The 23,611-nt window shown below is 66.0% G+C and carries 23 protein-coding genes; 5 read left to right on the top strand and 18 right to left on the bottom strand.

Features of this window, described 5'->3' with window-relative positions; genetic code table 11:
• The gene (locus HPA01S_RS11645; RefSeq protein ID WP_066270098.1) at window positions 1-963 is read right to left on the bottom strand and encodes a helix-turn-helix transcriptional regulator; all 963 of its coding nucleotides are present in this window, start codon (window positions 961-963) and stop codon (window positions 1-3) included.
• A 119-nt stretch (window positions 964-1,082) separates the two neighbouring features.
• Here HPA01S_RS11645 and HPA01S_RS11640 point away from each other — a divergent pair, with 119 nt between their 5' ends.
• Entirely contained in the window at window positions 1,083-1,982 is a 900-nt protein-coding gene (locus HPA01S_RS11640) for a DMT family transporter (RefSeq protein WP_066270096.1), read from the top strand.
• On the opposite strand, the gene HPA01S_RS11635 is transcribed toward HPA01S_RS11640, so the two are convergent.
• The 7 genes from HPA01S_RS11635 to HPA01S_RS11605 all read right to left on the bottom strand — a co-directional run bounded on the left by HPA01S_RS11635 (window position 1,970) and on the right by HPA01S_RS11605 (window position 8,900).
• Window positions 1,970-2,716: a GNAT family N-acetyltransferase gene (locus HPA01S_RS11635; protein ID WP_066270094.1), complete on the bottom strand. Its 747-nt coding sequence runs from the start codon at window positions 2,714-2,716 to the stop codon at window positions 1,970-1,972. The genes HPA01S_RS11640 and HPA01S_RS11635 overlap by 13 nt on opposite strands.
• 17 nt (window positions 2,717-2,733) lie before the next feature.
• Window positions 2,734-3,207, bottom strand: a complete 474-nt coding sequence (locus HPA01S_RS11630; protein WP_066270091.1) for a molybdenum cofactor biosynthesis protein MoaE — start codon at window positions 3,205-3,207, stop codon at window positions 2,734-2,736.
• 1 nt (window position 3,208) lies between these two features.
• Entirely contained in the window at window positions 3,209-3,460 is a 252-nt protein-coding gene (gene moaD / locus HPA01S_RS11625; protein WP_066270089.1) for a molybdopterin converting factor subunit 1, read from the bottom strand.
• Window positions 3,457-4,743 carry a molybdopterin molybdotransferase MoeA gene (locus HPA01S_RS11620; RefSeq protein WP_066270087.1) on the bottom strand — a complete coding sequence of 429 codons (1,287 nt, stop codon included), beginning with the start codon at window positions 4,741-4,743 and terminating at the stop codon, window positions 3,457-3,459. The genes moaD and HPA01S_RS11620 overlap by 4 nt, the downstream gene beginning before the upstream one ends.
• Window positions 4,744-4,878: 135 nt before the next feature.
• Entirely contained in the window at window positions 4,879-6,324 is a 1,446-nt protein-coding gene (gene thrC, locus HPA01S_RS11615) for a threonine synthase (RefSeq protein WP_066270085.1), read from the bottom strand.
• The gene (locus tag HPA01S_RS11610) at window positions 6,324-7,646 is read right to left on the bottom strand and encodes a homoserine dehydrogenase (RefSeq protein ID WP_066270236.1); all 1,323 of its coding nucleotides are present in this window, start codon (window positions 7,644-7,646) and stop codon (window positions 6,324-6,326) included. The genes thrC and HPA01S_RS11610 overlap by 1 nt, the downstream gene beginning before the upstream one ends.
• Window positions 7,647-7,673: 27 nt before the next feature.
• Window positions 7,674-8,900 carry a pyridoxal phosphate-dependent aminotransferase gene (locus tag HPA01S_RS11605; RefSeq protein ID WP_066270083.1) on the bottom strand — a complete coding sequence of 409 codons (1,227 nt, stop codon included), beginning with the start codon at window positions 8,898-8,900 and terminating at the stop codon, window positions 7,674-7,676.
• Between the two features lie 137 nt (window positions 8,901-9,037).
• On the opposite strand from HPA01S_RS11605, the gene HPA01S_RS11600 reads away from it, so the two are divergent.
• From HPA01S_RS11600 to HPA01S_RS11590, 3 genes are all read left to right on the top strand, one after another.
• On the top strand, window positions 9,038-9,418 hold the full coding sequence (locus tag HPA01S_RS11600) for an Mth938-like domain-containing protein (protein ID WP_066270081.1): 381 nt from the start codon (window positions 9,038-9,040) through the stop codon (window positions 9,416-9,418).
• A 178-nt stretch (window positions 9,419-9,596) separates the two neighbouring features.
• Window positions 9,597-10,073, top strand: a complete 477-nt coding sequence (locus HPA01S_RS11595; RefSeq protein WP_066270079.1) for a peroxiredoxin — start codon at window positions 9,597-9,599, stop codon at window positions 10,071-10,073.
• Between the two features lie 192 nt (window positions 10,074-10,265).
• On the top strand, window positions 10,266-12,029 hold the full coding sequence (locus HPA01S_RS11590) for a PhoH family protein (RefSeq protein ID WP_066270077.1): 1,764 nt from the start codon (window positions 10,266-10,268) through the stop codon (window positions 12,027-12,029).
• Window positions 12,030-12,094: 65 nt separating this feature from the next.
• On the opposite strand, the gene dnaB is transcribed toward HPA01S_RS11590, so the two are convergent.
• The 10 genes from dnaB to ppsA form a co-directional block, all read right to left on the bottom strand.
• Window positions 12,095-13,477: a replicative DNA helicase gene (gene dnaB, locus HPA01S_RS11585; protein ID WP_066270076.1), complete on the bottom strand. Its 1,383-nt coding sequence runs from the start codon at window positions 13,475-13,477 to the stop codon at window positions 12,095-12,097.
• 233 nt (window positions 13,478-13,710) lie between these two features.
• Complete coding sequence (gene rplI / locus HPA01S_RS11580) at window positions 13,711-14,163, bottom strand: 50S ribosomal protein L9 (RefSeq protein WP_066270074.1); 453 nt, start codon at window positions 14,161-14,163, stop codon at window positions 13,711-13,713.
• Between the two features lie 13 nt (window positions 14,164-14,176).
• Window positions 14,177-14,458, bottom strand: a complete 282-nt coding sequence (gene rpsR, locus HPA01S_RS11575) for a 30S ribosomal protein S18 (RefSeq protein WP_066270073.1) — start codon at window positions 14,456-14,458, stop codon at window positions 14,177-14,179.
• A gap of 11 nt (window positions 14,459-14,469) precedes the next feature.
• Window positions 14,470-14,742 carry a primosomal replication protein N gene (gene priB, locus HPA01S_RS11570; protein ID WP_245638630.1) on the bottom strand — a complete coding sequence of 91 codons (273 nt, stop codon included), beginning with the start codon at window positions 14,740-14,742 and terminating at the stop codon, window positions 14,470-14,472.
• 40 nt (window positions 14,743-14,782) lie between these two features.
• A complete protein-coding gene (gene rpsF / locus HPA01S_RS11565; RefSeq protein ID WP_066270071.1) occupies window positions 14,783-15,175 on the bottom strand; it encodes a 30S ribosomal protein S6 in 393 nt (130 codons plus the stop codon).
• A 144-nt stretch (window positions 15,176-15,319) separates the two neighbouring features.
• The gene (locus tag HPA01S_RS11560) at window positions 15,320-15,793 is read right to left on the bottom strand and encodes a hypothetical protein (RefSeq protein WP_066270069.1); all 474 of its coding nucleotides are present in this window, start codon (window positions 15,791-15,793) and stop codon (window positions 15,320-15,322) included.
• A 210-nt stretch (window positions 15,794-16,003) separates the two neighbouring features.
• Complete coding sequence (locus HPA01S_RS11555; protein WP_066270067.1) at window positions 16,004-17,686, bottom strand: MFS transporter; 1,683 nt, start codon at window positions 17,684-17,686, stop codon at window positions 16,004-16,006.
• Window positions 17,687-17,812: 126 nt separating this feature from the next.
• Complete coding sequence (locus HPA01S_RS11550; protein ID WP_066270065.1) at window positions 17,813-19,873, bottom strand: VC_2705 family sodium/solute symporter; 2,061 nt, start codon at window positions 19,871-19,873, stop codon at window positions 17,813-17,815.
• The gene (locus HPA01S_RS11545; protein ID WP_245638629.1) at window positions 19,866-20,150 is read right to left on the bottom strand and encodes a DUF4212 domain-containing protein; all 285 of its coding nucleotides are present in this window, start codon (window positions 20,148-20,150) and stop codon (window positions 19,866-19,868) included. The genes HPA01S_RS11550 and HPA01S_RS11545 overlap by 8 nt, the downstream gene beginning before the upstream one ends.
• Before the next feature lie 68 nt (window positions 20,151-20,218).
• On the bottom strand, window positions 20,219-22,612 hold the full coding sequence (gene ppsA, locus HPA01S_RS11540; protein WP_066270061.1) for a phosphoenolpyruvate synthase: 2,394 nt from the start codon (window positions 22,610-22,612) through the stop codon (window positions 20,219-20,221).
• A gap of 163 nt (window positions 22,613-22,775) precedes the next feature.
• Between ppsA and ppsR the strand changes: the two genes are divergently transcribed.
• Window positions 22,776-23,597 (top strand): posphoenolpyruvate synthetase regulatory kinase/phosphorylase PpsR, encoded by an 822-nt coding sequence (ppsR, locus tag HPA01S_RS11535; protein WP_066270059.1) that lies wholly within the window; start codon window positions 22,776-22,778, stop codon window positions 23,595-23,597.
• The last annotated feature ends 14 nt before the right edge of the window (window positions 23,598-23,611 follow it).

Here is a 23,611-nt window from a genome sequence, read left to right as displayed (position 1 = left end):
TCAAGCCGCCACGGCGCATTCCGCTGGCGCGGCGGCTCCTGTGGCGGCGCAGGCCTGGCGGTATTGCAGCGGCGTGGCGCCGAGTTGCTGGCGAAACAGGCGGTTGAGCTGGCTGGCGCTGCCCAGGCCGCAGTCCTGCGCCACCTGCGCCAGCGGCAGGCGCCCGCGGGCCAGCAGCGCCTGCGCGCGCGCCATGCGGCGCTGCGTGACCCAGCTCTGCACGCTGCAGCCCATGGACACGCGGAACATGCGCGCGAAGTGGTATTCGGACAAATGGGCCAGCGCGGCGAGCCGGCCCACGCTGAGAGGTTCCAGCGCGCCGTCGAGCCCGGCGTCGATGTGTTCGAGCACACGCCGGCGCACCGCGGTCGACAGGCCACCCAGCGGGCGTTGCGCGGCCTGGCGCGCACGCGGGCGGGCGGAACGAAGCACCAGTTGGTCGAGCGCGGCGTGGCTCAGTGCGTTGGCCTGGAGGCGGTCGGCCGGCCGGTTCCAGTCGAGCCGGGCCACGGCCGCGGCCCAGGCAGACAGGGCGTTGTCTTCACCGAAGATGCAGGGCTCCAGCGTGATCGCGCGTGGTTCGGCGTCGAGCAGGCGCACCACCCGCTCCGACCACGCCAGCTCCGACACGTAGAGGTGCAGGAAACGAAAGGGTTTGTCCACCTGCCAGTGCGACTCGTGCTCGGCGGGCAGCACGCAATGGCGGCCAGGGGCACCCGGCTCATGCGGGCGGCCCACCAGGCGCGTGCCCTGCCCGCCTTCCAGGTAGACCGAAAGCGTGTGGTGCCCGGGGCAGTGGTAGCTCGGGCTGTCGCGCTCGTTGTGCCATTGCGCGAGCAGCAAGGCGTCGCCCAGCGGGGCGCGGCGCTCCAGCGTGGCGCGCGAACGGCTCAGCACCTCGAACACCTCGAGAGACCGGGCCTTGGGCGGGCGTTGGGATGGTGGAGCGACGGCGGCGTTCACAACGGCATCGTAACGAGCACCGGCCCGCACCGGTGCCCGCGCCGCCACAAAACCGCAGGAATTGGCAACCCGCGGCACCGGCGCGGCCCCATGCTCGGCACATCAGTTGGAGGACTCACGTGAACGCTGTTCTGTACGCCGGGGTGGTGCTGATCTGGGGCACGACCTGGATCGCCCTGAAATGGCAACTCGGCGAGGTGCCGATTGCGCTGTCGATCGCCTACCGTTTCGGGCTGGCGGCGCTGATCCTGTTTGCCTGGCTGGCGTGGCGCGGGCAGCTGGCCCGCCCGCGCGGCCGGGCCGCGCTGTGGGTGCTGGGCCAGGGCCTGTGCCTGTTCTGCCTGAACTTCGTGTGTTTCCTGCAAGCCAGCCAGACCCTGGCCAGCGGCCTGGTGGCGGTGGTGTTCTCCAGCGCCACGCTCTGGAATGCCCTGCTCGCGCGTGCGCTGCACGGCCGCCGCCTCGCACCGCAGGTGCTGGCGGGTGGCGCGTTCGGTCTGGCGGGTCTGGTGCTGCTGTTCTGGCCCGAGATTCAGGCCGCCGGCACCGGCAGTGTGAGCGGCCTGGCCTGGGCGCTGGCGGGCACGCTGTGTTTTTCCTGCGGCAACCTGCTCTCGGCCGCGCTGCAAAACGAGGGCCTAAAGCCCGTGCAGACCAACGCCTGGGGCATGCTGGTGGGCACGCTGGTGCTGCTGGGTTACGCGCTGCTGGCCGGCCTGCCGCTGGTGTTCGAGACCAGCTGGCGCTACACCGGCGCGCTGCTGTACCTGGCCATCCCGGGTTCGGTGATCGGCTTCACCGCCTACCTCACGATGGTCGGGCGGCTCGGGCCCGAACGCGCGGCGTACAGCACGGTGCTGTTCCCGGTGGTGGCGCTCAACGTCTCGGCCTGGCTGGAGGGTTATCGGTGGACGGCACCGGCGCTGGCCGGGCTGGTGCTGGTGATGCTGGGCAATGTGCTGGTGTTCCGCCGGCCGCGCCGCACCAGCCCGGCGCTGGAGGCGGCTCAGCGCCAGTAGGCGTAGGGCCAGGCGGTCGCCAGGCCGGCACGGCGGTAGAGCGCAAGCGCCGGCGCGTTGTCGGCCGTCACCTGCAGGAACACGCGCTCGATGCCCTGGCGCCGGGCCTCGTGCGCCATGCTGTGCAGCACCTGCGCCGCAAGCCCTCTGCCCCGGTGCGCGGCCGCGGTGCGCATGCCGTGCACGCTGAGCCAGCCGTGGCTCAGCGCCGCCGCGCCGCAGGCGACCGTGTGGCCGTCCTCATCGCGCACGCTGGCATAGAGGGTGCCGCTGGCGCGGCCGAGTGATTGCGCGCGGCTCGCGCCCTCCACCGGGTCGAAGCCCTCGCCCAGGAACATCGCCACCCAGGCCTCATCGGGCCGCGTCGCGAGCTCGCACACAGGGCCGGTGTGCACCGCCAGCAGATCCTGCACCGCGCCGCATTGCGTGAGCGTGGCTTGTTCGCGCCGGAAGCCTCGGGCCAGCAGGCCCTGGTGCAAGGCGCTGCAGCCCGGCAGATCGGGCACACGGAAGGCGGGTGCGATACCGCGCTGACGGTATCGCACCACGATGGCGTCGAGCACCTGCGCGTCGGTGTGGTGGTGGTGCAGCGGCACGGCGCTGCGTGCGCGGCCGATGCTGCCGCTGTCCATCGGCAGCAACCAGCCGGGCAGTGCCGCCTCGATGTGCTCGGGTGCCACCGCCTGCAGCGTGGCGCGTTCGATGGCCTCGATGTCGGCGGCAGGCGTGTGCATGGCTGGCCGGCAGGCGCTCAGCCGTTGCGCGCCTCGATACCCCAGCGGGCCAGCGCGGCGTCGTCGCTCACGCGCGCGTCAACCCAGCGTGCGCCTTCGGGCGTCTGCTCCTTCTTCCAGAACGGCGCCTGGGTCTTGAGGTAGTCCATCAGGAACTCGCAGGCCTGGTAGCTCTGGCCGCGGTGCGCGGAGGTCACGGCCACCAGCACGATCTGGTCGAGCGGCTGCAGCAGGCCGACGCGGTGGATGACCCGCGCGCCAAAGAGGTCGAAGCGGCGGAAGGCTTCGTCGATCATGGCCTCGATGGATTTTTCCGTCATGCCCGGGTAGTGCTCGAGCTCCATCGTGCTCACGCTCTGGCCATCGTTGCGGTCGCGCACGGTGCCGATGAAGCTGCAGACTGCGCCCACGCGTTTGTCGAGCGCGCGCAGTTGCGCAACCTCGGTGCTGAGGTCGAAGTCGTCGGTCTGGATGCTGACGCGGGCGCTCATCTCAACCCCCGGTGACGGGCGGGAAGAAGCCGACTTCGGCGCCTTCGGTGAGCAGCGCGGCTTCGTCGCTCATGGCCTGGTTCAACGCCACACGCACCGCACGGCCGGGTGCCAGCGCGTCGGCGTAGGCACCACCGCGCGCCACCAGTTCGGCGCGCAGGGCGGCCAGCGTGGCGGCCTGGGTCTGCAGCGTTTCGCTGCCGGTGCCCAGGGCCTCGCGGATGGAGGCGAAATAACGCAGCTGGATGTTCATGCAAGCAACTCCGCAAACGAGATGTAGGACACCGGGTCGCCGTGGGCGATGGTCGTGCCCGCCGGGTTGTCGACCAGGCCATCGGCCCAGACGGTGGAGGTGAGCACGCCCGAGCTCTGGTTGGGAAACAGATCCAGCCCGCCCGCAGCGTTGCGGCGCACGCGCAGGAATTCGCGGCGCTTGTCGGCCTTGGCCACGGTGAAGTGAGCAGGCAGCGTGAGGGCCGTGGGCAGCGCCTCGAACCGGTCGGCCGGCACGCCTTGCAGCTTGAGCAGGAACGGCCGCACCAACAGCAGGAAGGTGACGAAGCTCGACACCGGGTTGCCCGGCAGGCCGATGAAATGGCAGCCCTGCCCGGCCGGCGCCGTTGTACGCCGCACCGTGCCGTAGGCGAAGGGCTTGCCGGGCTTCATGCCGATCTGCCACAGGTCGAGGCTGCCGAGTTGCTGCACCGAGGGCTTGATGTGGTCTTCCTCACCCACCGACACGCCGCCGCTGGTGAGGATCAGGTCGTGTTGCTCGGCCGCGCCCTGCAGCGCGGCGAGCGTGGCGGCGCGGCTGTCGGGCACGATGCCCAGGTCGCTCACCACGCAGCCCATGCGCTCCAGCAGCGTGCGCAGGAAAAAACGGTTGGAGTTGTAGATCGCGCCGGGCTTCATGGCCTCGGGTGCCACCTCACCCGGCATGACGAGTTCGTCGCCGGTGGAGAACAGGGCCACGCGCACCCGCGCGAACACGGGCAGGCGGGCCAGGCCGAGGCTGGCGGCCAGGCCCAGGCCGGCGGGCGAGAGGCGCTCGCCACGCGCCAGCACCACGGCGCCGCGGGTCACGTCTTCGCCCGCGCGGCGCACCCACTGGCCGGCCTTCGGCAGCGCCTGGATGTGCACGCCATGGATGTCGCCACCAACCTCCACCGTGTCCTCCTGCATCACCACCGCGTCCGCGCCTTCGGGCATGGGAGCGCCGGTGAAGATGCGCGCGCAGGTGCCGGCTTCCAGCGGCTCACCGGCATGGCCGGCAGCGATGCGCTGGCTCACACGCAGCACCTGCCCGACTTCGGTGACATCGGCCGCGCGCAGGGCGTAGCCGTCCATGGACGAGTTGTCGTTCGGTGGCACCTGCAGGGCCGACACCAGGTCTTGCGCCAGCACGCGGCGGTCGGCCTCGAAGGTGTCGACGGTTTCGGTCGCGGTGAGCGCATCGATGCGACCCAGCAGGTCGGTCATGGCATCGGCCAATGACATCAAAGGTGCGCGGCCGGTGGGAGGGGAAGAGGCGGTCATGGCGTATGGAAGAGCGTTTCGTCGTGGGGGCGATGCGATCTGCATTGTCGAGCAAGCCGCACGCGGCGTCACCGGGCCGCACCAATCCAGCGCACGCCGAGGGGGCTCACGCCCACTCGGCCATGCGCTGCGCCGTCACGCTGCGGCGCAGGTGTCGGCGATGAAGGCTTGCACCGCGGCCGTGCTGGCCGGCATCACCTTGACGCGCTTGGGCAGGGCTTCGATGCCTTCGAACTGCGCCGGACGCTCGGGCTGGCAGCCCAGGGCTTCGACGATGGTCTCGGCGAACTTGATCGGCAAGGCGGTTTCCAGCACGACCATCGGCGTGCCTGCGTCGTCGCGCTGCTCGCGCGCCACCTTCACGCCGTCGGCGGTGTGGGTGTCGATCATCACGCCGTAACGCTGGAACACATCGCGAATGGTCGCCAGGCGGTCGGCGTGCGTGCTCTTGCCGCTGCGGAAGCCGTAGCGCGTGGCGGCGTCGGCAAAGGCCGGATCCTGGCTGAGGTCGAAGCGGCCCTCACGCGCCAAGCCTTCGCCGAACAGCGCCTGGGTACGGGCACCGTCACGGCCGAGCAGGTCGAACACGAAGCGCTCGAAGTTGCTGGCCTTGGAGATGTCCATCGAAGGGCTGGAGGTTTCGTGCGTGTCGGCGCTGGCGCGCACGCGGTAGACACCGGTGCGGAAGAACTCGTCGAGCACGTCGTTTTCGTTCGTCGCCACCACCAGGGTGCGGATCGGCAGGCCCATCTGGCGCGCCACATGGCCGGCGCAGACGTTGCCGAAGTTGCCGCTGGGCACGGTGAAGGACACCGGCTCGCCGTCCTTCGTGGTGGCCTGGAAGTAGCCCGCGAAGTAGTACACCACCTGGGCCAGCAGGCGCGCCCAGTTGATCGAGTTCACGGTGCCGATCTTGTGCGCGCGCTTGAAGGCCAGGTCGTTGCTGACGTCCTTGACGATGTCCTGGCAGTCGTCGAACACGCCTTCGATGGCGATGTTGTGGATGTTCTCGTCCATCAGGCTGAACATCTGCGCCTGCTGGAACGGGCTCATGCGGCCGTGCGGGCTGAGCATGAACACGCGCACACCCTGCTTGCCGCGCATGGCGTACTCGGCCGCGCTGCCGGTGTCGCCCGAGGTCGCGCCCAGGATGTTGAGTTCTTCGCCACGGCGCGCCAGTTCGTACTCGAACAGGTTGCCCAGCAGCTGCATCGCCATGTCCTTGAAGGCCAGCGTCGGGCCGTTGGACAGGGCTTCGAGGCAGAAGCCGTCCTCGAGCTTTTTCAGCGGCACGATCTGCGGCGTGCCGTACACCGCTTCGGTATAGGTCTTGTCGCAGAGGGCGCGCAGGTCGGCAGCGGGAATGTCGTCGATGTAGAGCGAGAGGATTTCAAACGCCAGAGCGGCGTACCCACCGGCCTGTCCACCGTTGAACGCCTGGCGCAGGCGCTGCAGGCTGGCGGCATCCACCTGCGGGTAGTGCTCGGGCAGGTACAGCCCGCCGTCGGGCGCCAGGCCTTCGAGCAGGATCTCGCAGAAGCGTTTGCGGTCGGCATGGCCGCGGGTGGAGAGGTAGCGCATCAGTTCAGCTCTTCCTTGCGGATGCGCACGATGGGCGCGAGCACGGTGGGCAGTTGCTGCACTTGCGCTAGCGCATCGTTCATCGTGCCTTCGCGGGTGTCGTGCGTGAGGATGATCAGGTCGGTGGAGTTGCCGCCCTCGCCGCTCACCTCGTCGGCCTCGCGCTGCAGCACCGCGTCGATGCTGATGCCGGCCTCGGCCAGCAGGCCGGTGACCTTGGCCAGCACGCCGGCCTCATCGGCCACGCGCAGCCGCAGGTAGTAGCTGGTGACCACCTCGCTCATGGGCAGCACGGCCACGTCGCTCAGCGCATCGGGCTGGAAGGCCAGGTGCGGCACGCGGTGGAGCGGGTCGGCGGTGTGCAGGCGGGTGATGTCCACCAGGTCGGCGATCACGGCGCTGGCCGTGGGCTCGCTGCCCGCACCCTTGCCGTAATACAGCGTGGTGCCCACGGCGTCACCGTTCACCACGACGGCGTTCATGGCGCCTTCCACGTTGGCGATCAGGCGCCTGGACGGCACCAGGCTCGGGTGCACGCGCAGCTCGATGCCCTTGGCCGTGCGCTTGGTGATGCCCAGCAGCTTGATGCGGTAGCCGAGTTGTTCGGCGTACTTGATGTCGGTCGCACCCAGCTGGGTGATGCCTTCCACGTAGGCCTTGTCGAACTGCACCGGAATGCCGAAAGCGATGGCGCTCATCAGCGTGACCTTGTGCGCCGCGTCCACGCCTTCGATGTCGAAGGTCGGGTCGGCTTCGGCATAACCCAGGCGCTGCGCTTCCTTGAGCACGACGGCGAAGTCCAGGCCCTTGTCACGCATCTCGGACAGGATGAAGTTGGTGGTGCCGTTGATGATGCCGGCGATCCACTGGATGCTGTTGGCGGTGAGGCCTTCGCGCAGCGCCTTGATGATCGGAATGCCACCGGCCACGGCGGCTTCAAACGCCACCATCACGCCCTTGGCCGAGGCCGCGGCAAAGATCTCGGTGCCGTGCACCGCGAGCAGGGCCTTGTTGGCCGTGACCACGTGTTTGCCGGCGGCAATCGCCTCCAGCACCAGCTGCTTCGCAATGCCGTAACCGCCGATGAGTTCGATCACGATGTCGATCTCAGGGTTGGCAATCACGGCACGTGCATCGTTCACCACCTTCACGTCCGGACCGACGACGGACTGCGCGCGGGCGGTATCAAGGTCGGCCACCATGGTGATCTCGATGCCGCGGCCGGCGCGGCGGCGAATCTCTTCCTGGTTGCGCTGCAGCACATTGAACGTGCCACTGCCTACGGTGCCTATGCCCAGAAGGCCTACTTGGATCGGTTTCATGTCGGTCATGGTTGAAGAACGGAAAAATCAGGAGACGGGTCGCTTTCGGCGGCTTTCGAGGAAACGCGCGATGCGCTCGATGGCTTCGCGCAGGTCGTCTTCGTGCGGCAGGAAAACGATGCGGAAATGCTGGTGGTCGGGGTAGTTGAACCCCGTGCCCTGCACCAGCATCACGCGCGTCTCGCGCAGCACTTCCATGAAGAACTGGCGGTCGTCGGCAATCGGGTACATCTCGGGGTCGAGGCGCGGGAACATGTACAGCGCGGCCTGCGGCTTGACACAGGTGACGCCGGGAATGGCGGTGATCAGCTCATAGGCCAGATCACGCTGGCGGCGCAAGCGCCCACCTTCCTTCACCAGATCGTTGATGCTCTGGTAACCGCCCAGGGCGGTCTGGATGGCCCACTGCCCCGGCACGTTGGAACCCAGCTTCAGGTTGGCCAGCATGTTCAGGCCTTCGATGAAGTCCTTCGCAATGTGTTTCGGCCCCGAAAGGATCATCCAGCCCGCTCGGTAACCGCAGGAGCGGTAGGCCTTGGACAGCGAGTTGAAGGTGAGCGTGAGCACGTCGGTCGACAGACTGGCGATGGCGGTGTGCTTCACCCCCTCGTACAGCACCTTGTCGTACACCTCGTCAGCAAGCAGCACCAGGCCGAATTCGCGCGCCAGGTCCACGATGCCCTTGAGCAGTTCGTCGCTGTACAACACGCCGGTCGGGTTGTTCGGGTTGATGACAACGATGCCCTTGGTGCGTGGCGTGATGCGCGCACGCATGTCTGCCAGATCGGGCTGCCAGCCGTTGTTCTCGTCGCAGCGGTAGTGCACCGGCGTGCCGCCAGAGAGGCTCGTCGCGGCGGTCCACAGCGGGTAGTCGGGCGACGGCACCAGCAGCTCGTCGCCGTTGTCCAGCAAGGCGTTGGCCGCCATCACGATCAGTTCGCTGGCCCCGTTGCCCAAGTAGATGTCTTCCAGCGTCACGCCGACCACACCCTGCTCCTGGGTGTAGTGCATGACCGCCTTGCGCGCCCCGAAAATGCCCTTGCTGTCCGAGTAACCAGCCGAGTTCGGCAGATTCCGGATCATGTCCTGCTGGATCTCCTCGGGCGCGTCGAAGCCGAACGGCGCGAGGTTGCCGATGTTCAGGCGAATGATCTTCTGACCTTCGTCTTCCATCTGTTTGGCCGCGTCCACGATCGGGCCGCGAACGTCATACAGCACATTGGCCAGCTTGGCGGATTTCTGGATGCTTTTCAAAGTCCCTCCAAAGGGGTTTGGGGTCATGGCCGACACGGCCCCACCGGGGCGCACCGGGCGTTATATTCGGTCTCACCAGCAGGGAAAACCTGCAATTTGACCACAGTTCCCCGGCACACCCGCCCACCCACCGCCCCATGAAACTCCATTCCGACACCCCGGACACGCAGTCCATCACCGCCTATGGCGAGGGCTGGATTGCGGTCAACGGGCAACGGCATGCCGGCAGCCTGGTGCTGGCCTCGGGCGGTCAGCTGCTGCCATGGGAGTGCCAGCGCTTCGAAGACCTCAGCGCGGCGCACTTCGAAGGACTGGTCAACGTGATGGAAGACCCACCCGAACTGGTGGTGTTCGGCAGCGGAGCGCGCTTGCGTTTCGTGCGGCCCGCCTTGCTGCAAAGCCTGATGGCGCGCCGCATTGGCGTGGAAACCATGGACACCGCCGCCGCCTGCCGCACCTACAACATTCTGGCCGGGGAAGGCCGTCGGGTGGTCGCCGCCCTGCTGATCGAAGCCTGAGACTTCCGCGGCCCTGCCGCCGCGAAGACGGCCTGATCCGTGACGTAGTGTTCCATTCAGGGTAAAATGGCAGATTGTTTCCTGCCGCGCCGCCCTGCATCCTGGATGCCAGGCATGTCGCGGACGCAGTCGGGAAGCCAACGCATTACCACCAACTTACGTCAGGGGTCCACGCAGTATGGCAGTCGTTGTCAATAAACCCATTCCCGAATTCGAATCGCTGGCCACCGGCGGCGTGAAGGTCAGCAACCAGACGCACCTCGGCCAGACCATCGTTCTGTACTTCTACCCCAAGGACAACACCCCTGGCTGCACCACGGAGGCCATGCAGTTCCGCGACAAGTACAAGGATTTCGTCAAGGCCGGCGCGCAAGTGTTCGGTGTCTCGCGTGACAACATGAAGTCGCACGACGACTTCAAGACCAAGCTGGAACTGCCGTTCGAGCTGATCGCCGACACGGAAGAAAAGATGTGCCACATGTTCGGCGTGGTCAAGAACAAGATCATGTACGGCAAGAAGGTCAAGGGCATCGAACGCAGCACCTTCCTGATCGGCCCCGATGGCGTGCTCAAGCAGGAATGGCGTGGTCTGAAAGTGCCGGGCCACGTTGAAGACGTGCTCAAGGCCGTCAAGGCCCTGAAGAAGGCCGCCTGATTTGTATGAGGGTGTTGCACCTGCGCTGACGGGTGCATGGCCGGGTCACACGACTCGTGCATAATGAATTTCATGACAACGGGAAGCTTTTCGGCCCCACCCTCTTCCGCCACTCTTCGCAGCCCACAAAGCCGCCCGGTCTTCCCGGCGGCTTTTTGTTTTCCAGCGCCACGCTGAAACCTCAAGCCATCCATGCCACTGCCCCCCGCCCCCTCCAAACGCGCCGCCCTGCTGGCCCCCGACGCTTACTCCCTGCGGGCCGCCGAAGAATCGCTGGACCTGCACCCGGCACCCGAACCCGCTGCGGCAGCTGCCTCCCCCGTGGCCCGCACACCGGCACCCGCCAGCGCCAAGTCCACCACCCGCGGCCGCAAACGGCCGGCGGAGACCAGCGCCCGCGCCGATGAACGCCCAGCCGTGACGCCCGCGGAACCGGTGCGCGCACCTGCCGCCCCGGCACCGCAAGCCCGCGCCGCGCGCGCCGAGACCCCGGTGGACACGGCCGCCACGCGGGTGTCGCCAGTGGCCAGCAACCGCCGCAAGGCGGGCAAATCGGGCAGCACGGGGCCAGCGCGCCTGTTCGTGCTCGACACCAATGTGCTGCTGCACGACCCGATGAGCCTGTTCCGCTTCGAGGAACACGACATCTTCCTGCCGATGATCGTGCTGGAGGAACTCGACGGCCACAAGAAGGGCATGACCGAGGTGGCGCGCAACGGCCGCCAGACCAGCCGCACGCTGGACGCCCTGGTGGCCCAGCAAGGTGGCGACATGACCAAGGGCCTCAAGCTCGCGGCCACCGGTCACCAGTCGGCGCGCGGCCTGCTGTTCTTCCAGACCGAACCGCTGGACAACGCCCTGCCCGCCAGCCTGCCGCAAGGCAAGGCCGACAACCAGATCCTGAGCGTGGTGCACGCCCTGCGCGAACGTTACCCGCAGCGCGAAGTGATCCTGGTGTCCAAGGACATCAACATGCGGGTGAAGGCCCGCGCGCTGGGTCTGGCCGCCGAGGACTACCAGAACGACAAGACGCTGGACGACGGTGAGTTGCTCTACGCCGGCGCGCTGGCGCTGCCGCAGGATTTCTGGACCCGCCAGAGCAAGACCATCGAGAGCTGGCAGAACGGCAGCCACACCTTCTACCGCGTCAGCGGCCCGTCGGTGGGGCAGTTCTACATCAACCAGTTCGTCTACTTCGAAGCCCCGGGCGAGCCCTCGCTGTACGCCCGCGTGACCGAGATCCGCGACAAGACCGCGGTACTCAAGACGCTGAAGGACTACACGCACCTGAAGAATGCCGTGTGGGGCGTGACCAGCCGAAACCGCGAACAGAACTTCGCGCTCAACCTGCTGATGGACCCGGAAATCGACTTCGTCACGCTGGCCGGCACCGCCGGCACCGGCAAGACGCTGATGGCGCTGGCCAGCGGCCTCACGCAGGTGCTCGACGACCGTCGCTACACCGAGATCATCATGACCCGCGCTACGGTGAGCGTGGGTGAGGACATCGGCTTCCTGCCCGGCACCGAAGAAGAAAAGATGGGCCCCTGGATGGGCGCGCTCGACGACAACCTGGAGTTCCTGGCCAAGGGCGACGGCGGCAATGCCGGCGAGTGGGGGCGTGCCGCCACCAACGAACTGATCCGCAGCCGCATCAAAGTCAAGAGCATGAACTTCATGCGTGGGCGCACCTTCATGAACAAGTACGTGATCATCGACGAGGCGCAGAACCTGACGCCCAAGCAGATGAAGACGCTGATCACGCGCGCAGGCCCGGGCACCAAGATCATCTGCATGGGCAACCTGGCCCAGATCGACACGCCTTACCTCACCGAAGGCTCGTCCGGCCTGACGTACGCCGTGGACCGCTTCAAGGGCTGGCCGCACGGCGGGCACATCACGCTGGCGCGCGGCGAACGCTCGCGTCTGGCGGACTTCGCCAGCGAAGTGCTCTGACGCTGCGGCAGACTGCACCATGAAAAAACCCGGCCATGGCCGGGTTTTTTCATGGGTGGCGCACTTCAGTAATCGCTGCCACCGCCCATGCCGCCACCGGCCAGGCTTTCGAAGCGCGTCAGCATGTTCAGGAAGGCCAGCTTCACCATGCCCGTCGGGCCGTTACGCTGCTTGCCGATGATGATCTCGGCCACACCGGGTTCCTTGCAGGTCTCACGGTTGTAGTACTCATCGCGGTAGATGAACATGATGATGTCCGCATCCTGCTCGATGGCGCCGGATTCGCGCAAGTCCGACATCATGGGGCGCTTGTCCGTGCGCTGTTCGACCGAGCGGTTGAGCTGGGAAAGCGCAATCACAGGGCACTGCAGCTCCTTGGCCAGCATTTTCAGACCCCGCGAGATCTCGCCCAGCTCCGTCGCGCGGTTGTCACCGCCCGCAGCACTGGAGCCGCTCATCAGCTGCAAGTAGTCGACCACGATGAGGCCGAGCTTGCCGCACTGCCGCGCCAGCCGGCGGGCGTTGGCGCGCAATTCGCTCGGCGTGAGGCCGGGCGTTTCGTCGATGTGCAGCGAGACCGTCCGCAGCTTTTCAATCGCCTCCGTCAACCGTGGCCATTCGTCATCGGTGAGCTTGCCGGTGCGCAAGTGCCCCTGGTTGATGCGCCCGATCGAACCCACGATACGCACCGCCAGCTGCGAGGCTCCCATTTCCATGGAGAACACGGCCACAGGCAGGCCCTCGTTCAGCGCCACGTGTTCGGCGATGTTGATCGCGAACGCGGTTTTACCCATGGACGGACGCGCTGCCAGCACCACCAGGTCGCCCGCCTGCAGGCCGGAGGTCATGCGATCCAGGTCGATGAAGCCCGTGGGAACCCCCGTCACGTCGGCGGGGTTGTCGGCCATCTCCTGCACGCGGTCCAGCAGGTCGACCACGAGCGTGTCCATGCTCTGGAAGCCCTCCTTCATCCGCGAACCTTCTTCGCCGATCTTGAAGACCTTCTGCTCGGCCTCGTCCAGGATCTTGGCGACGGGACGCCCTTGCGGATTGAACGCGGCGGTTGCGATCTCGTCGCTCGCCGCGACGAGTTTGCGCAGGATCGCGCGCTCGCGCACGATCTCGGCGTAGCGGCGGATGTTCGCCGCACTGGGCACGTACTGCGCCAGCGAGTTGAGGTACGCCAAGCCGCCCGCTTCCTCGGCCTTGCCCAGGTTTTGCAGGTGCTCGAACACGGTCACCACGTCCGCGGGCTTGCTGCCGTTGACCAGCGTTGCGATCGCCGAGTACGCCAGCCGGTGTTCGTGGCGGTAGAAGTCCGAGTCGTTGATCAGGTCGGCCACACGGTCCCAGGCGCCGTTGTCGAGCAAGAGCCCACCCAGCACGCTGGACTCGGCTTCGATCGAATGCGGGGGAACGCGCAGCTGGGCAACCTGACGATCACCCATGGCTTCTTCGAAGCCAGCGTCAAAATCGGGAAAGGGACTCGAAAAGGCTGTAGGCATGGGGGTCTCGGAGCTAAAGGGCGATGTTACGCCCCCAGGTTCCCGTCGGGAGTGGACAACCCTGTGGAAAACCGGTGTGAATCAGGTGCAGAAGACGGGACAAGTTGAATGCCGCACCAGAAAAAAAAGCCGCTGCCCGAAGGCAGCGGCTTTTCGAGACGGCGGTCGAGCAGGACTCAGGCGCTTTCGCCGAGCACCGACACGTTGACGTCCACCGTCACGTCGGTGTGCAGGTTCACGCTGACCGTGTAATCGCCCACGTTCTTGAGCGGACCGTTCGGCAGGCGCACTTGCGACTTGGACACCGCGAAGCCTTGCTTCACGAGTTCTTCCGCCACGTCGCCGTTGGTCACGGAGCCAAACAGGCGGCCGTCCACGCCGGCTTTTTGCGACAGCTTGAGCGTCACGGCAGCGATCTTTTCACCCAGGGCCTGGGCTTCGGCGTGTTTGGCAGCGGCCACTTTTTCGAGTTCGGCACGGCGTGCTTCGAATTCGGCGATGGCGCTTTGGGTGGCACGGCGGGCACGGCCGGTGGGGATCAGGAAGTTGCGGGCATAGCCCTCTTTGACCTTGACCACATCGCCCAGGGCGCCGAGGTTGATGACTTTGTCGAGCAGAATGATTTGCATGTCAGGCTCTCTTTCAGACGCGATGCTGGTCGCTGTAGGGCAGCATGCCCAGGAAACGCGCGCGCTTGATGGCGGTGTTGACCTGGCGCTGGTAGAAGGCGCGGGTACCGGTCAGGCGCGCCGGGATGATCTTGCCGTTCTCGGCGATGAAGTCACGCAGGACATCGATGTCCTTGTAGTCGACTTCTTCGACGTTGGCCACGGTGAAGCGGCAGAAGCGCTTGCGCTTGAAGAGCAGCGACTGGGTATTGCGCTTGGGGCGCTTGTCTTTGTTGAAACGTTTGGGTGCAGCCATGATGGGCCTTCCTATGTTTTGCTGAAATCTTGGATGTGGAACACCACGCCTTTGCCGTTGCGCTGGTTCGTCATGAAACCGTGAAATTCACAGACCGCATCGAGCCCCTGTCGGGAAAGGATCTCGGCCTGGGCACCGAAGGCCACAGCCCTCAGTTGCAACTTCACCTGCCTCGGGGTGTCCATTTCAACGACCTGGGACTCGTGTTCGAGCACGAGATTGACGGCCGGTATGCCTGCCGGTGTGTACCGCAGGCTCTGCACCTGCACCACCACGGCCGACAACTGAAGATGATTCACCCGATGACGACGTCACGCCGCGGGCTTACGCGGCGGCCTGTTCCTGCGCTTGGTGCTGCTGAGCGGACGGCTGTTGAAGCTTGCGGGCTTCTTCGCGCTCGACCGACTTCATCATGGCCGAAGGACCGGTGTCGGCCTTCTTGCGCAGTACGGTGAGGTGGCGCAGCACGGCATCGTTGAACTTGAACGCGTGTTCCAGTTCGGCCATCACAGCCTGATCGGCCTCGATGTTGACGCACAGGTAGTGGGCCTTGGACAGCTTGTTGATCTGGTAAGCCATCTGGCGACGGCCCCAGTCTTCCACGCGGTGGATCTTGCCGCCGCCGGCGGTGATCATGCCCTTGTAGCGTTCCAGCATGGCCGGAACCTGTTCGCTTTGATCCGGGTGGATCAGCAAGACGATTTCATAGTGACGCATAGACACTCCTTGAGGATGAGGCGTGGCGCAAACCACGACGGGATACAGCCACCCGCCGCGTCTGGAAGCGGTGTGGCAAGGCGAAAAAGCTCTCCATTATAGCCTGCGGAACTTCCCTGCCCTGAGAAGCCGGCAGCAGCAGGCTCAGCGGTGGTTCAGCGCCTCGTCCAGTGGCGCATACTTTTCCGGCCCGACGGCATCGCGGATGCGTGACGCCACGGCCTGCAGTTGCTCGTAGTTGCCCGCGCCCTCCACCGCCAGATTGAGGCGAAAGCCGCGCAGGCCCAATTCGGAGGTCAGGCGGGCGGCGATCGGATAGGCGTCCTGGTAACGCTGCGCGTCGGTGCGCCCCCGGGATGCCAGGTCGGCAACTGCGCTCGCCTGGCGGGCGGTCTGCTCTGCTGCGCTCAGGCTTGGCGTTTCGTCGATGATGAGGCCCAGCTCGAACAACTGCTCCACATCTTGCTGGGACACACCCATGGCAACCGACGCAGCCAGCACTTCTTCCATGCTGCGTCGTCCGTCGATCAGGATGAAAACCGATCTTTGCCGGGGTGTCAGCGGCACCGAGCGGTCTTTCATCACCCTCAGCCCGGCCTCCGTTTTGACAATGCTCATGGTTTTTTCACTGGCGTGCTGCCTGGTGTTGGAGCGCCCACGGCGCAGAAGTGCTCGATGCCGAGCCGGGCAAGCTTGACATGGCAAAGGGGGTATTTGAATTGGGGTTTATCCATACCGCTTGCGATTTCCCATGAAAAAAGCCCGCACACGGCGGGCAGTTTGGGAAAAATCGCCCCCGCTTGCAAGCCGGGGGCGACGAACGCCGCATCAGTCGTTGGCGTAGATGTCGATGTCCTTGGTTTCTCGGATGAAGATCATGCCGATGACGAAGGTCCCCGCGGCCACGATCACCGGATACCAGAGGCCGTAGAAGATATCACCCGTGGCCGCCACCATGGCAAAAGCCGTGGTGGGCAGCAGGCCGCCGAACCAGCCGTTGCCGATGTGATACGGCAGGCTCATCGAGGTGTAGCGGATGCGGGTGGGGAACATCTCGACCAGCATGGCGGCGATGGGGCCGTACACCATGGTCACCAGAATCACCAGGAAGACCAGAATCGCCAGCACCATCGGCTTGTTCATCTTGGTCGTGTCCGCGGCGATGGTCAGGTTGGCGGCTTTCGCCGTTTCGGTCAGCTCCTTGCGGAAGTCACCGATGGCCTTGACGCTCTCGGCCGAGAAGGCGTCGCGCTTTTCGTTCAGCACACCGACGGGAGCGTTCAGCACCTTGTCGCCGAGCGTGATCGTGGCAGGCACGCCGGCCGGGCCTTGAACGCTGGTGTACGGGATGTACGACTGCGTCAACGCGCGCTTGGCGATATCGCACGAGGTGCGGAAATCGATGTCGCGGGCGATCGGGCTGCCCTGGAACGAGCATTCCTTCAGATCCGCGGTCACCGTCACGTGCGAAGCTTCCTGAGCGGCCACCAGCGTCGGGTTGGCGTACTTGAGCAGCATCGGGAACACCGTGAAGTACGTCAGCGCCGCGATCAGGCAGCCACCCATGATGATGGGCTTGCGACCGATCTTGTCCGACAGCACACCGAAGACGATGAAGAACGGCGTACCGATCAGCAGCGCGGCGGCGATGAACAGGTTGGCGGTGGTGGCGTCGACCTTGGCGATCGTCGTGAGGAAGAACAGCGCGTAGAACTGCCCGGTGTACCAGACCACGGCCTGGCCGGCGGTCAGGCCGAGCAGCGCCAGGATCACGACCTTCAGGTTCTTCCACTGGCCAAACGATTCCTTCAGCGGCGACTTGGAGGTCTTGCCTTCGGCCTTCATCTTTTGGAACGCGGGAGACTCGTTCAGGCTCAGGCGGATCCAGACCGAGATGCCCAGCAGCAGGATGGACACCAGGAACGGAATGCGCCAGCCCCACTCGCCGAACTCCTTGTCGCCCAGCGCAGTGCGCACGCCCAGGATCACCAGCAGCGACAGGAACAGGCCCAGCGTTGCCGTGGTCTGAATCCAGGCCGTGTAGGCGCCGCGTTTGCCGTGTGGCGCGTGCTCGGCCACGTAGGTCGCAGCACCACCGTACTCACCGCCCAGCGCCAGGCCTTGCAGCATGCGCAGGATGATCAGGATGATGGGAGCGGCCAGGCCGATCGACGCGTAACTCGGGAGCAGGCCCACGATGAAGGTGGACGCGCCCATGAGCAGGATGGTCACGAGGAAGGTGTACTTGCGACCGATCATGTCGCCCAGACGGCCGAAGAAGATCGCACCGAACGGACGCACCAGGAAGCCGGCGGCGAAGGCCAGCAGCGCGAAGATGTAGGCGGATGTTGGATCCAGGCCGGAGAAGAACTGGCGCGCGATGATCGCCGCCAGCGAGCCGTACAGGTAGAAGTCGTACCACTCGAAAACCGTGCCGAGAGACGAGGCGAAGATCACCTTTCTCTCTTCCTTGGTCATCGGTGCATTGGATGCAGCCGTTGCAGTTGCCATGATGTTGAAGTCTCCTAAGTTAGATGCCTGGCACAAGATGCCGTCGCAGTGTTTTAGGAGCGTCTGACAAGAAACTGACATCGCGCGTTCTGCGGGCCCCGCTACCCCCAGGAATCGGGAAAACCCCTAAACGCCAGGCGACCTGCGGCGCTGCAAAACGCTCAAAACGGCGATCACCGCAAAGCCCACCGGCACGCCGAACACGCCTGCCGACAGGGGCTGGATGTCGAACCACAGGCCCGAGCCGGTCCAGCCGAAAAAGCCACGCACCGTGGGTGCGTTGATCAGCATGTAGGCCACCGTCACAACCAGGCCGGTCGACATGCCGGCCACCGCGGCCGCGCCGGTGGTGCGGCTCCAGAAGATGCCCATGATCATGGCCGGCACCAGCGCCGCGGCGGCGAGCGAGAACGACGACGCCACCAGCGGCAGTATCTCGGCCGGCCGGATCGCCGCCACGAAAGCGGCCAGCATGGCCACGCTCAGCAGCGCGAACTTGGACAGGATCACCCGCTGCTCGGGCGTGACGATGCGCGTGACCTCGTGGCAGTAGGTGTCGCGCACCAGCGAGTTGCTGATGGTCAGCAGCAGGCCGTCGGCGGTTGACAGCGCCGCCGCCAGCCCCCCGGCGGCCACCAGACCGGACACCACGTAGGGCATGCCGCCGAGTTCGGGGGTGGCCAGCATGATGACGTCCGCGCCCAGCCGCAGCTCACCGAACTGCAGGATGCCGTCGCCGTTGATGTCGCTCACCGAGATCAGCGAACCGTCGAGCCGCGACCACTGCGCGATCCAGGCCGGCAAGGCGTCGAAGCGGCTGCCCACCACGTTCTGCATCACCTCGTACTTCACCAGCACCGCCAGCGCCGGTGCGCTCACGTAGAGCAGTGCGATGAAGAACAGCGACCAGGCCACGGACGAGCGCGCTCCCGCCACTGAAGGCGTGGTGTAGTAACGCGTCAGCAGGTGCGGCAGGCCGGCCGTGCCCACCATGAGGCAGAACATCAGCGCCAGGAAGTTGTTGCGCGAGGTCTGGTAGGCCTTCTGCTCGGCCGGCGTGCCCTCGGGGTCGCCGGCAAAGGCCTGGCTGTGTGGTGGCAGGCCGCCGAGCGGCTTGGAACGTTCCTCGCTGTCCTGCATGGCGCGGGTCCAGCGCTCGCGTGCGCTCGACACATCTGCAGGCAAGGCGGCCAGCTCGCGCGTGGCGGCCACCACCAGTTCGATGTCGGCGTTCTGCGCCTTGAGCGTGCGCACGCGCTCCTGCTTGGCCGCGCGCTCGCGCTTGAGCGTGCCCTCCACGTCCTCCAGCCAGCGGCCGTACTCCTGCGCACGGCGCGCAAAAGCCGCCTGCACCTCCTGCTCGGCCGGCGAGGCCTGCAGCTCGCGCTCGAGCGCGGCAATCTTCTGTATCTGCGCCCCGTACACCAGCGGCGCCATCGGGTTGCCGAGCTGCTTGTAGGCCAGCCAGGACACCGGGATCAGGAAGGCCAGCAGCAGGATGATGTACTGCGCCACCTGGGTCCAGGTGATGGCGCGCATGCCACCGAGGAAGGAACACAGCACCACGCCGCCGAGGCCGAGCATGATGCCGATCTCGAACTGCACGCCGGTCAGCCGCGAGGCCACCAGGCCGATGCCGTAGATCTGCGCCACCACATAGGTGAAGGAACACAGCACCGCCGAGAAAGCGGCAATGCGGCGCGGCCAGCGGCCGCCGAAACGCACGCGGAAATAGTCCGGCACGGTGTAGAGGTTGAGCTTGCGCAGGTGCGGCGCGATGAACAGCGCCACCAAGCAGAAGCCACCGGTCCAGCCCAGCACGAAGGCCAGCCCGCCGGCCTGGGTTTCGGTGCCGCCGAAGCCCTGCAGGTAGAGACCGCCGGCCAGGCTGATGAAGGAGGCCGCGCTCATCCAGTCGGCGGCGGCGGCCATGCCGTTGTACAGCGGCGGGATGCGCCGCCCGGCCACGTAGTACTCCTCCGGGTCGGCGGTGCGGCAGTAGATGCCGATGCCGCCGTACATCATCACGGTGGAGAACAAAAAGATCGGGCCCAGCCAGCGGCGCGACATGCCGCTGTGCTCGGCCCAGGCCATCAGCAGCAGAAAGGCGATCAGGCCCAGCACATAAAGGGCCAGGATGTGGTGCAGGCGGCGTTTGTAAGCCGCGTACCCCGGATGGTCAGACATCGGCACCGGCCCCCTGCTGCGTGGCCTGTGCGGCCCGCTCGGCCTGTGCCTCCAGCCGGCTCATGACGGCGGCGTACACCACCACGATGGCGATGAACACCAGCACGCCGCCCTGGGCCGCCATCCAGAAGTGCAGCGGCCAGCCGAACACCGGGAAGCTCAGCGAGCGGGCGAAGAAGCACACCCCGAAAGAGGCCGCCAGCATGACCGACAGCAGCACCGCCTTGAGCACCAGGGCGCGCGGTTCGTGGCTGTCGGTCGTGGTCGGCTCGGGCATCGGCGGATCATCGCATTGCGCCGCCATGCAGCGCCTAGGTATTTGCTAGCACCCGCCGGCTCAGGCGCTCAGGCCTGTGCGAGCAGCTTCCAGGTGTCGACCACGCTGTCGGGGTTGAGCGAGATCGAGCTGATGCCCTCGTCGCGCAGCCACTGGGCAAAGTCGGGATGGTCGCTCGGACCCTGGCCGCAGATGCCGACGTACTTGCCCTCGGCCTTGCAGGCGCCGATGGCCATCGTCAACATCGCCTTGACGGCAGGGTCGCGCTCGTCGAAGTCTTGCGCCAGCAGTTCCAGGCCCGAGTCACGGTCGAGGCCGAGCGTGAGCTGCGTCAGGTCGTTGGAGCCGATCGAGAAGCCGTCGAAGAACTTGAGGAACTCCTTGGCCAGCACGGCGTTGCTGGGGATCTCGCACATCATGATGACCTTGAGGTCGTTCACGCCGCGCTGGAGACCCTTCTCGGCCAGCAGGCCGGTGACGCGCTCGGCCTGGGCCAGCGTGCGCACGAAGGGCACCATCACCTGCACGTTGGTCAGGCCCATGTCTTCGCGCACCCGCTTGAGCGCTTCGCACTCCATGGCAAAGGCTTCGCGGAACTCTTCGCTGACGTAACGCGCCGCGCCGCGGAAGCCCAGCATGGGGTTCTCTTCCTCGGGCTCGTAGCGCGAGCCGCCCACCAGCTTGCGGTACTCGTTGCTCTTGAAGTCCGACAGGCGAACGATCACCGGCTTGGGCCAGAAGGCCGCCGCGATGGTGGCCACGCCTTCGGCGACCTTGTCGACGTAGAACGCGCGCGGCGAAGCGTGACCACGGGCCACCGACTCGACCGCCTTCTTCAGGTCGGCGTCGATGTTCGGGTAGTCCAGGATCGCCTTCGGGTGCACGCCGATGTTGTTGTTGATGATGAACTCCAGCCGCGCCAGGCCCACGCCGCCGTTGGGCACCTGGGCGAAGTCAAAAGCCAGTTGGGGGTTGCCCACGTTCATCATGATCTTCACGTCCAGCGCGGGCATGTCGCCACGCTGCACTTCGGTGATCTCGGTTTCGAGCAGGCCGTCGTAAATGTTGCCGGTGTCGCCTTCGGCGCAGCTCACGGTGACCAGCGTGCCGTCCTTGAGCAGGTCGGTGGCGTCGCCGCAGCCCACCACGGCAGGAATGCCGAGTTCGCGCGCGATGATGGCCGCGTGGCAGGTGCGCCCGCCGCGGTTGGTGACGATGGCGCTGGCGCGCTTCATCACCGGCTCCCAGTTGGGGTCGGTCATGTCGGTCACCAGCACGTCGCCAGGTTGCACCTTGTCCATCTCGCTGATGTTGTGCACCAGGCGCACCGGGCCGGTGCCCACCTTCTGGCCGATCGCGCGGCCGGTGGCCAGCACGGCGCCCTTGCCCTTGAGCTTGTAGCGCACCTCGGTCTTGCCGGCGCTCTGGCTCTTCACCGTTTCAGGACGCGCCTGCAGGATGTAGATCTGGCCGTCGGTGCCGTCCTTGCCCCACTCGATGTCCATGGCGCGGCCATAGTGCTGCTCGATCACCAGCGCGTATTGCGCCAGTTGCTCCACGTCGGCGTCGGTCAGGCTGTAGCGGTTGCGCTGCTCGACCGGCACGTCGATGGTCTTCACCAGCTTGCCGCTGGCCGCTTTTTCTTCCGGCGTGCTGAACACCATCTGGATCAGCTTGGAGCCGAGGTTGCGGCGGATCAGCGCGCGCTTGCCGGCCTTGAGCATGGGCTTGTGCACGTAGAACTCGTCCGGGTTCACCGCGCCCTGCACCACCGTCTCGCCCAGGCCGTAGCTGGAGGTGATGAAGACCACGTCTTCAAAGCCGCTTTCGGTGTCGATGGTGAACATGACGCCCGCGGCACCGGTGTCGGAGCGCACCATGCGCTGCACGCCGGCGGACAGGGCCACGTCGGCGTGGGCAAAGCCCTTGTGCACGCGGTAGCTGATGGCGCGGTCGTTGTAGAGCGAGGCGAACACCTCCTTCATCTTGTGAAGCACCTCGTCGGCACCGATCACGTTGAGGAAGGTTTCCTGCTGGCCGGCGAAGGACGCGTCGGGCAGGTCTTCGGCGGTGGCCGAGGAACGCACGGCGAACGAGGCCTGCGGGTTGCCGGCGCTCAGCTTGGCGAATTCGTCGCGGATGGCCTTTTCCAGGTCGGCCGGGAACGGCTGGTTCTCGACCATGGCACGGATCTCGGCACCGGCCTCGGCCAGGGCGCGCACGTCTTCGGTGTCCAGCGCATCCAGGCGGGCGTTGATGCGCTCGGTGAGGCCGTCGTGCTTGAGGAATTCGCGGAAGGCGTGGGCCGTGGTGGCGAAGCCGGTGGGCACCTTCACGCCGGTGGGCAGTTGGGAAATCATCTCGCCGAGGCTGGCGTTCTTGCCGCCGACCGACTCGACGTCGCTCATTCTCAATTTTTCGAAAGGCACGACCAGATCGGCCGCTCCAAACAGGTTGGACATGGGAAAGCTCCTAAGGTTGAAAAACCGGGGTGTTCCATGCATCGGCGGGACGACCTGTTGTTCTGTTGTGGGTCTGGCACCGGGCACGAAAGCAGAATACGGGCGAGCCGGCGGCGGGATAATGGCGCCGGCACAACATCCAGCATTGTAAGGACGCGGCTCCATGAGCAACAGAACGGTCTTCTTCATATCGGACGGAACCGGCATTACTGCCGAAACTTTTGGCAACGCCATCCTGAATCAGTTCGAGACCACCATGCGCAGGGTCCGGCTGCCCTTTCTGGACAGCGTGGACAAGGCGCACCAGGCGGTGCGCCAGATCAACCATGCGGCAGACCTGGAGGGCAAGCGCCCGCTGGTCTTCACCACCGTGGTCAATCTCGAGGTGCTGGAGGTGTTCCGCACCCAGTGCAAGGGCGTGCTGCTGGACATGTTCGGCACCTTCGTGGCGCCGCTGGAGCACGAGCTCGGCATCAAGTCCAACCACCGCGTGGGGCGCTTTTCCGATGCCTCTAAGAGCCAGTCCTACAACGACCGCATCGAGGCAATCAACTTCTCGCTCGCCCACGACGACGGGCAGAGCCACAAGGACCTGCAGGGCTCGGACGTGATCCTGGTCGGCGTGAGCCGCAGCGGCAAGACACCGACCTCGCTTTACCTCGCCATGCAGTACGGCCTGAAGGCATCGAACTACCCGCTGATCCCGGAAGACTTCGAGCGCCGCCAGCTGCCACCGGCACTGGTGCCGCACCGCAAGAAGATCTTCGGCCTGACCATCGCGCCCGAACGTCTGAGCGAGATCCGCAACGAGCGCCGCCCCAACTCCCGCTACGCCGATCTCGCCAACTGCCGCATGGAAGTGAGCGAGGCCGAGGCCATGATGCGGCGCGAGGGCATTCGCTGGCTCTCCACCACCACCAAGTCGATCGAAGAGATTGCCACCACGATCCTGCAGGAGATCCGGCCCGAGCGGCTGGAGTACTGAGGGAGACCCCCCTG

This window comes from Hydrogenophaga palleronii NBRC 102513 (genome assembly GCF_001571225.1).
GTDB lineage: Bacteria > Pseudomonadota > Gammaproteobacteria > Burkholderiales > Burkholderiaceae_C > Hydrogenophaga > Hydrogenophaga palleronii.
This window is presented reverse-complemented; position numbering and strand designations above follow the sequence as displayed.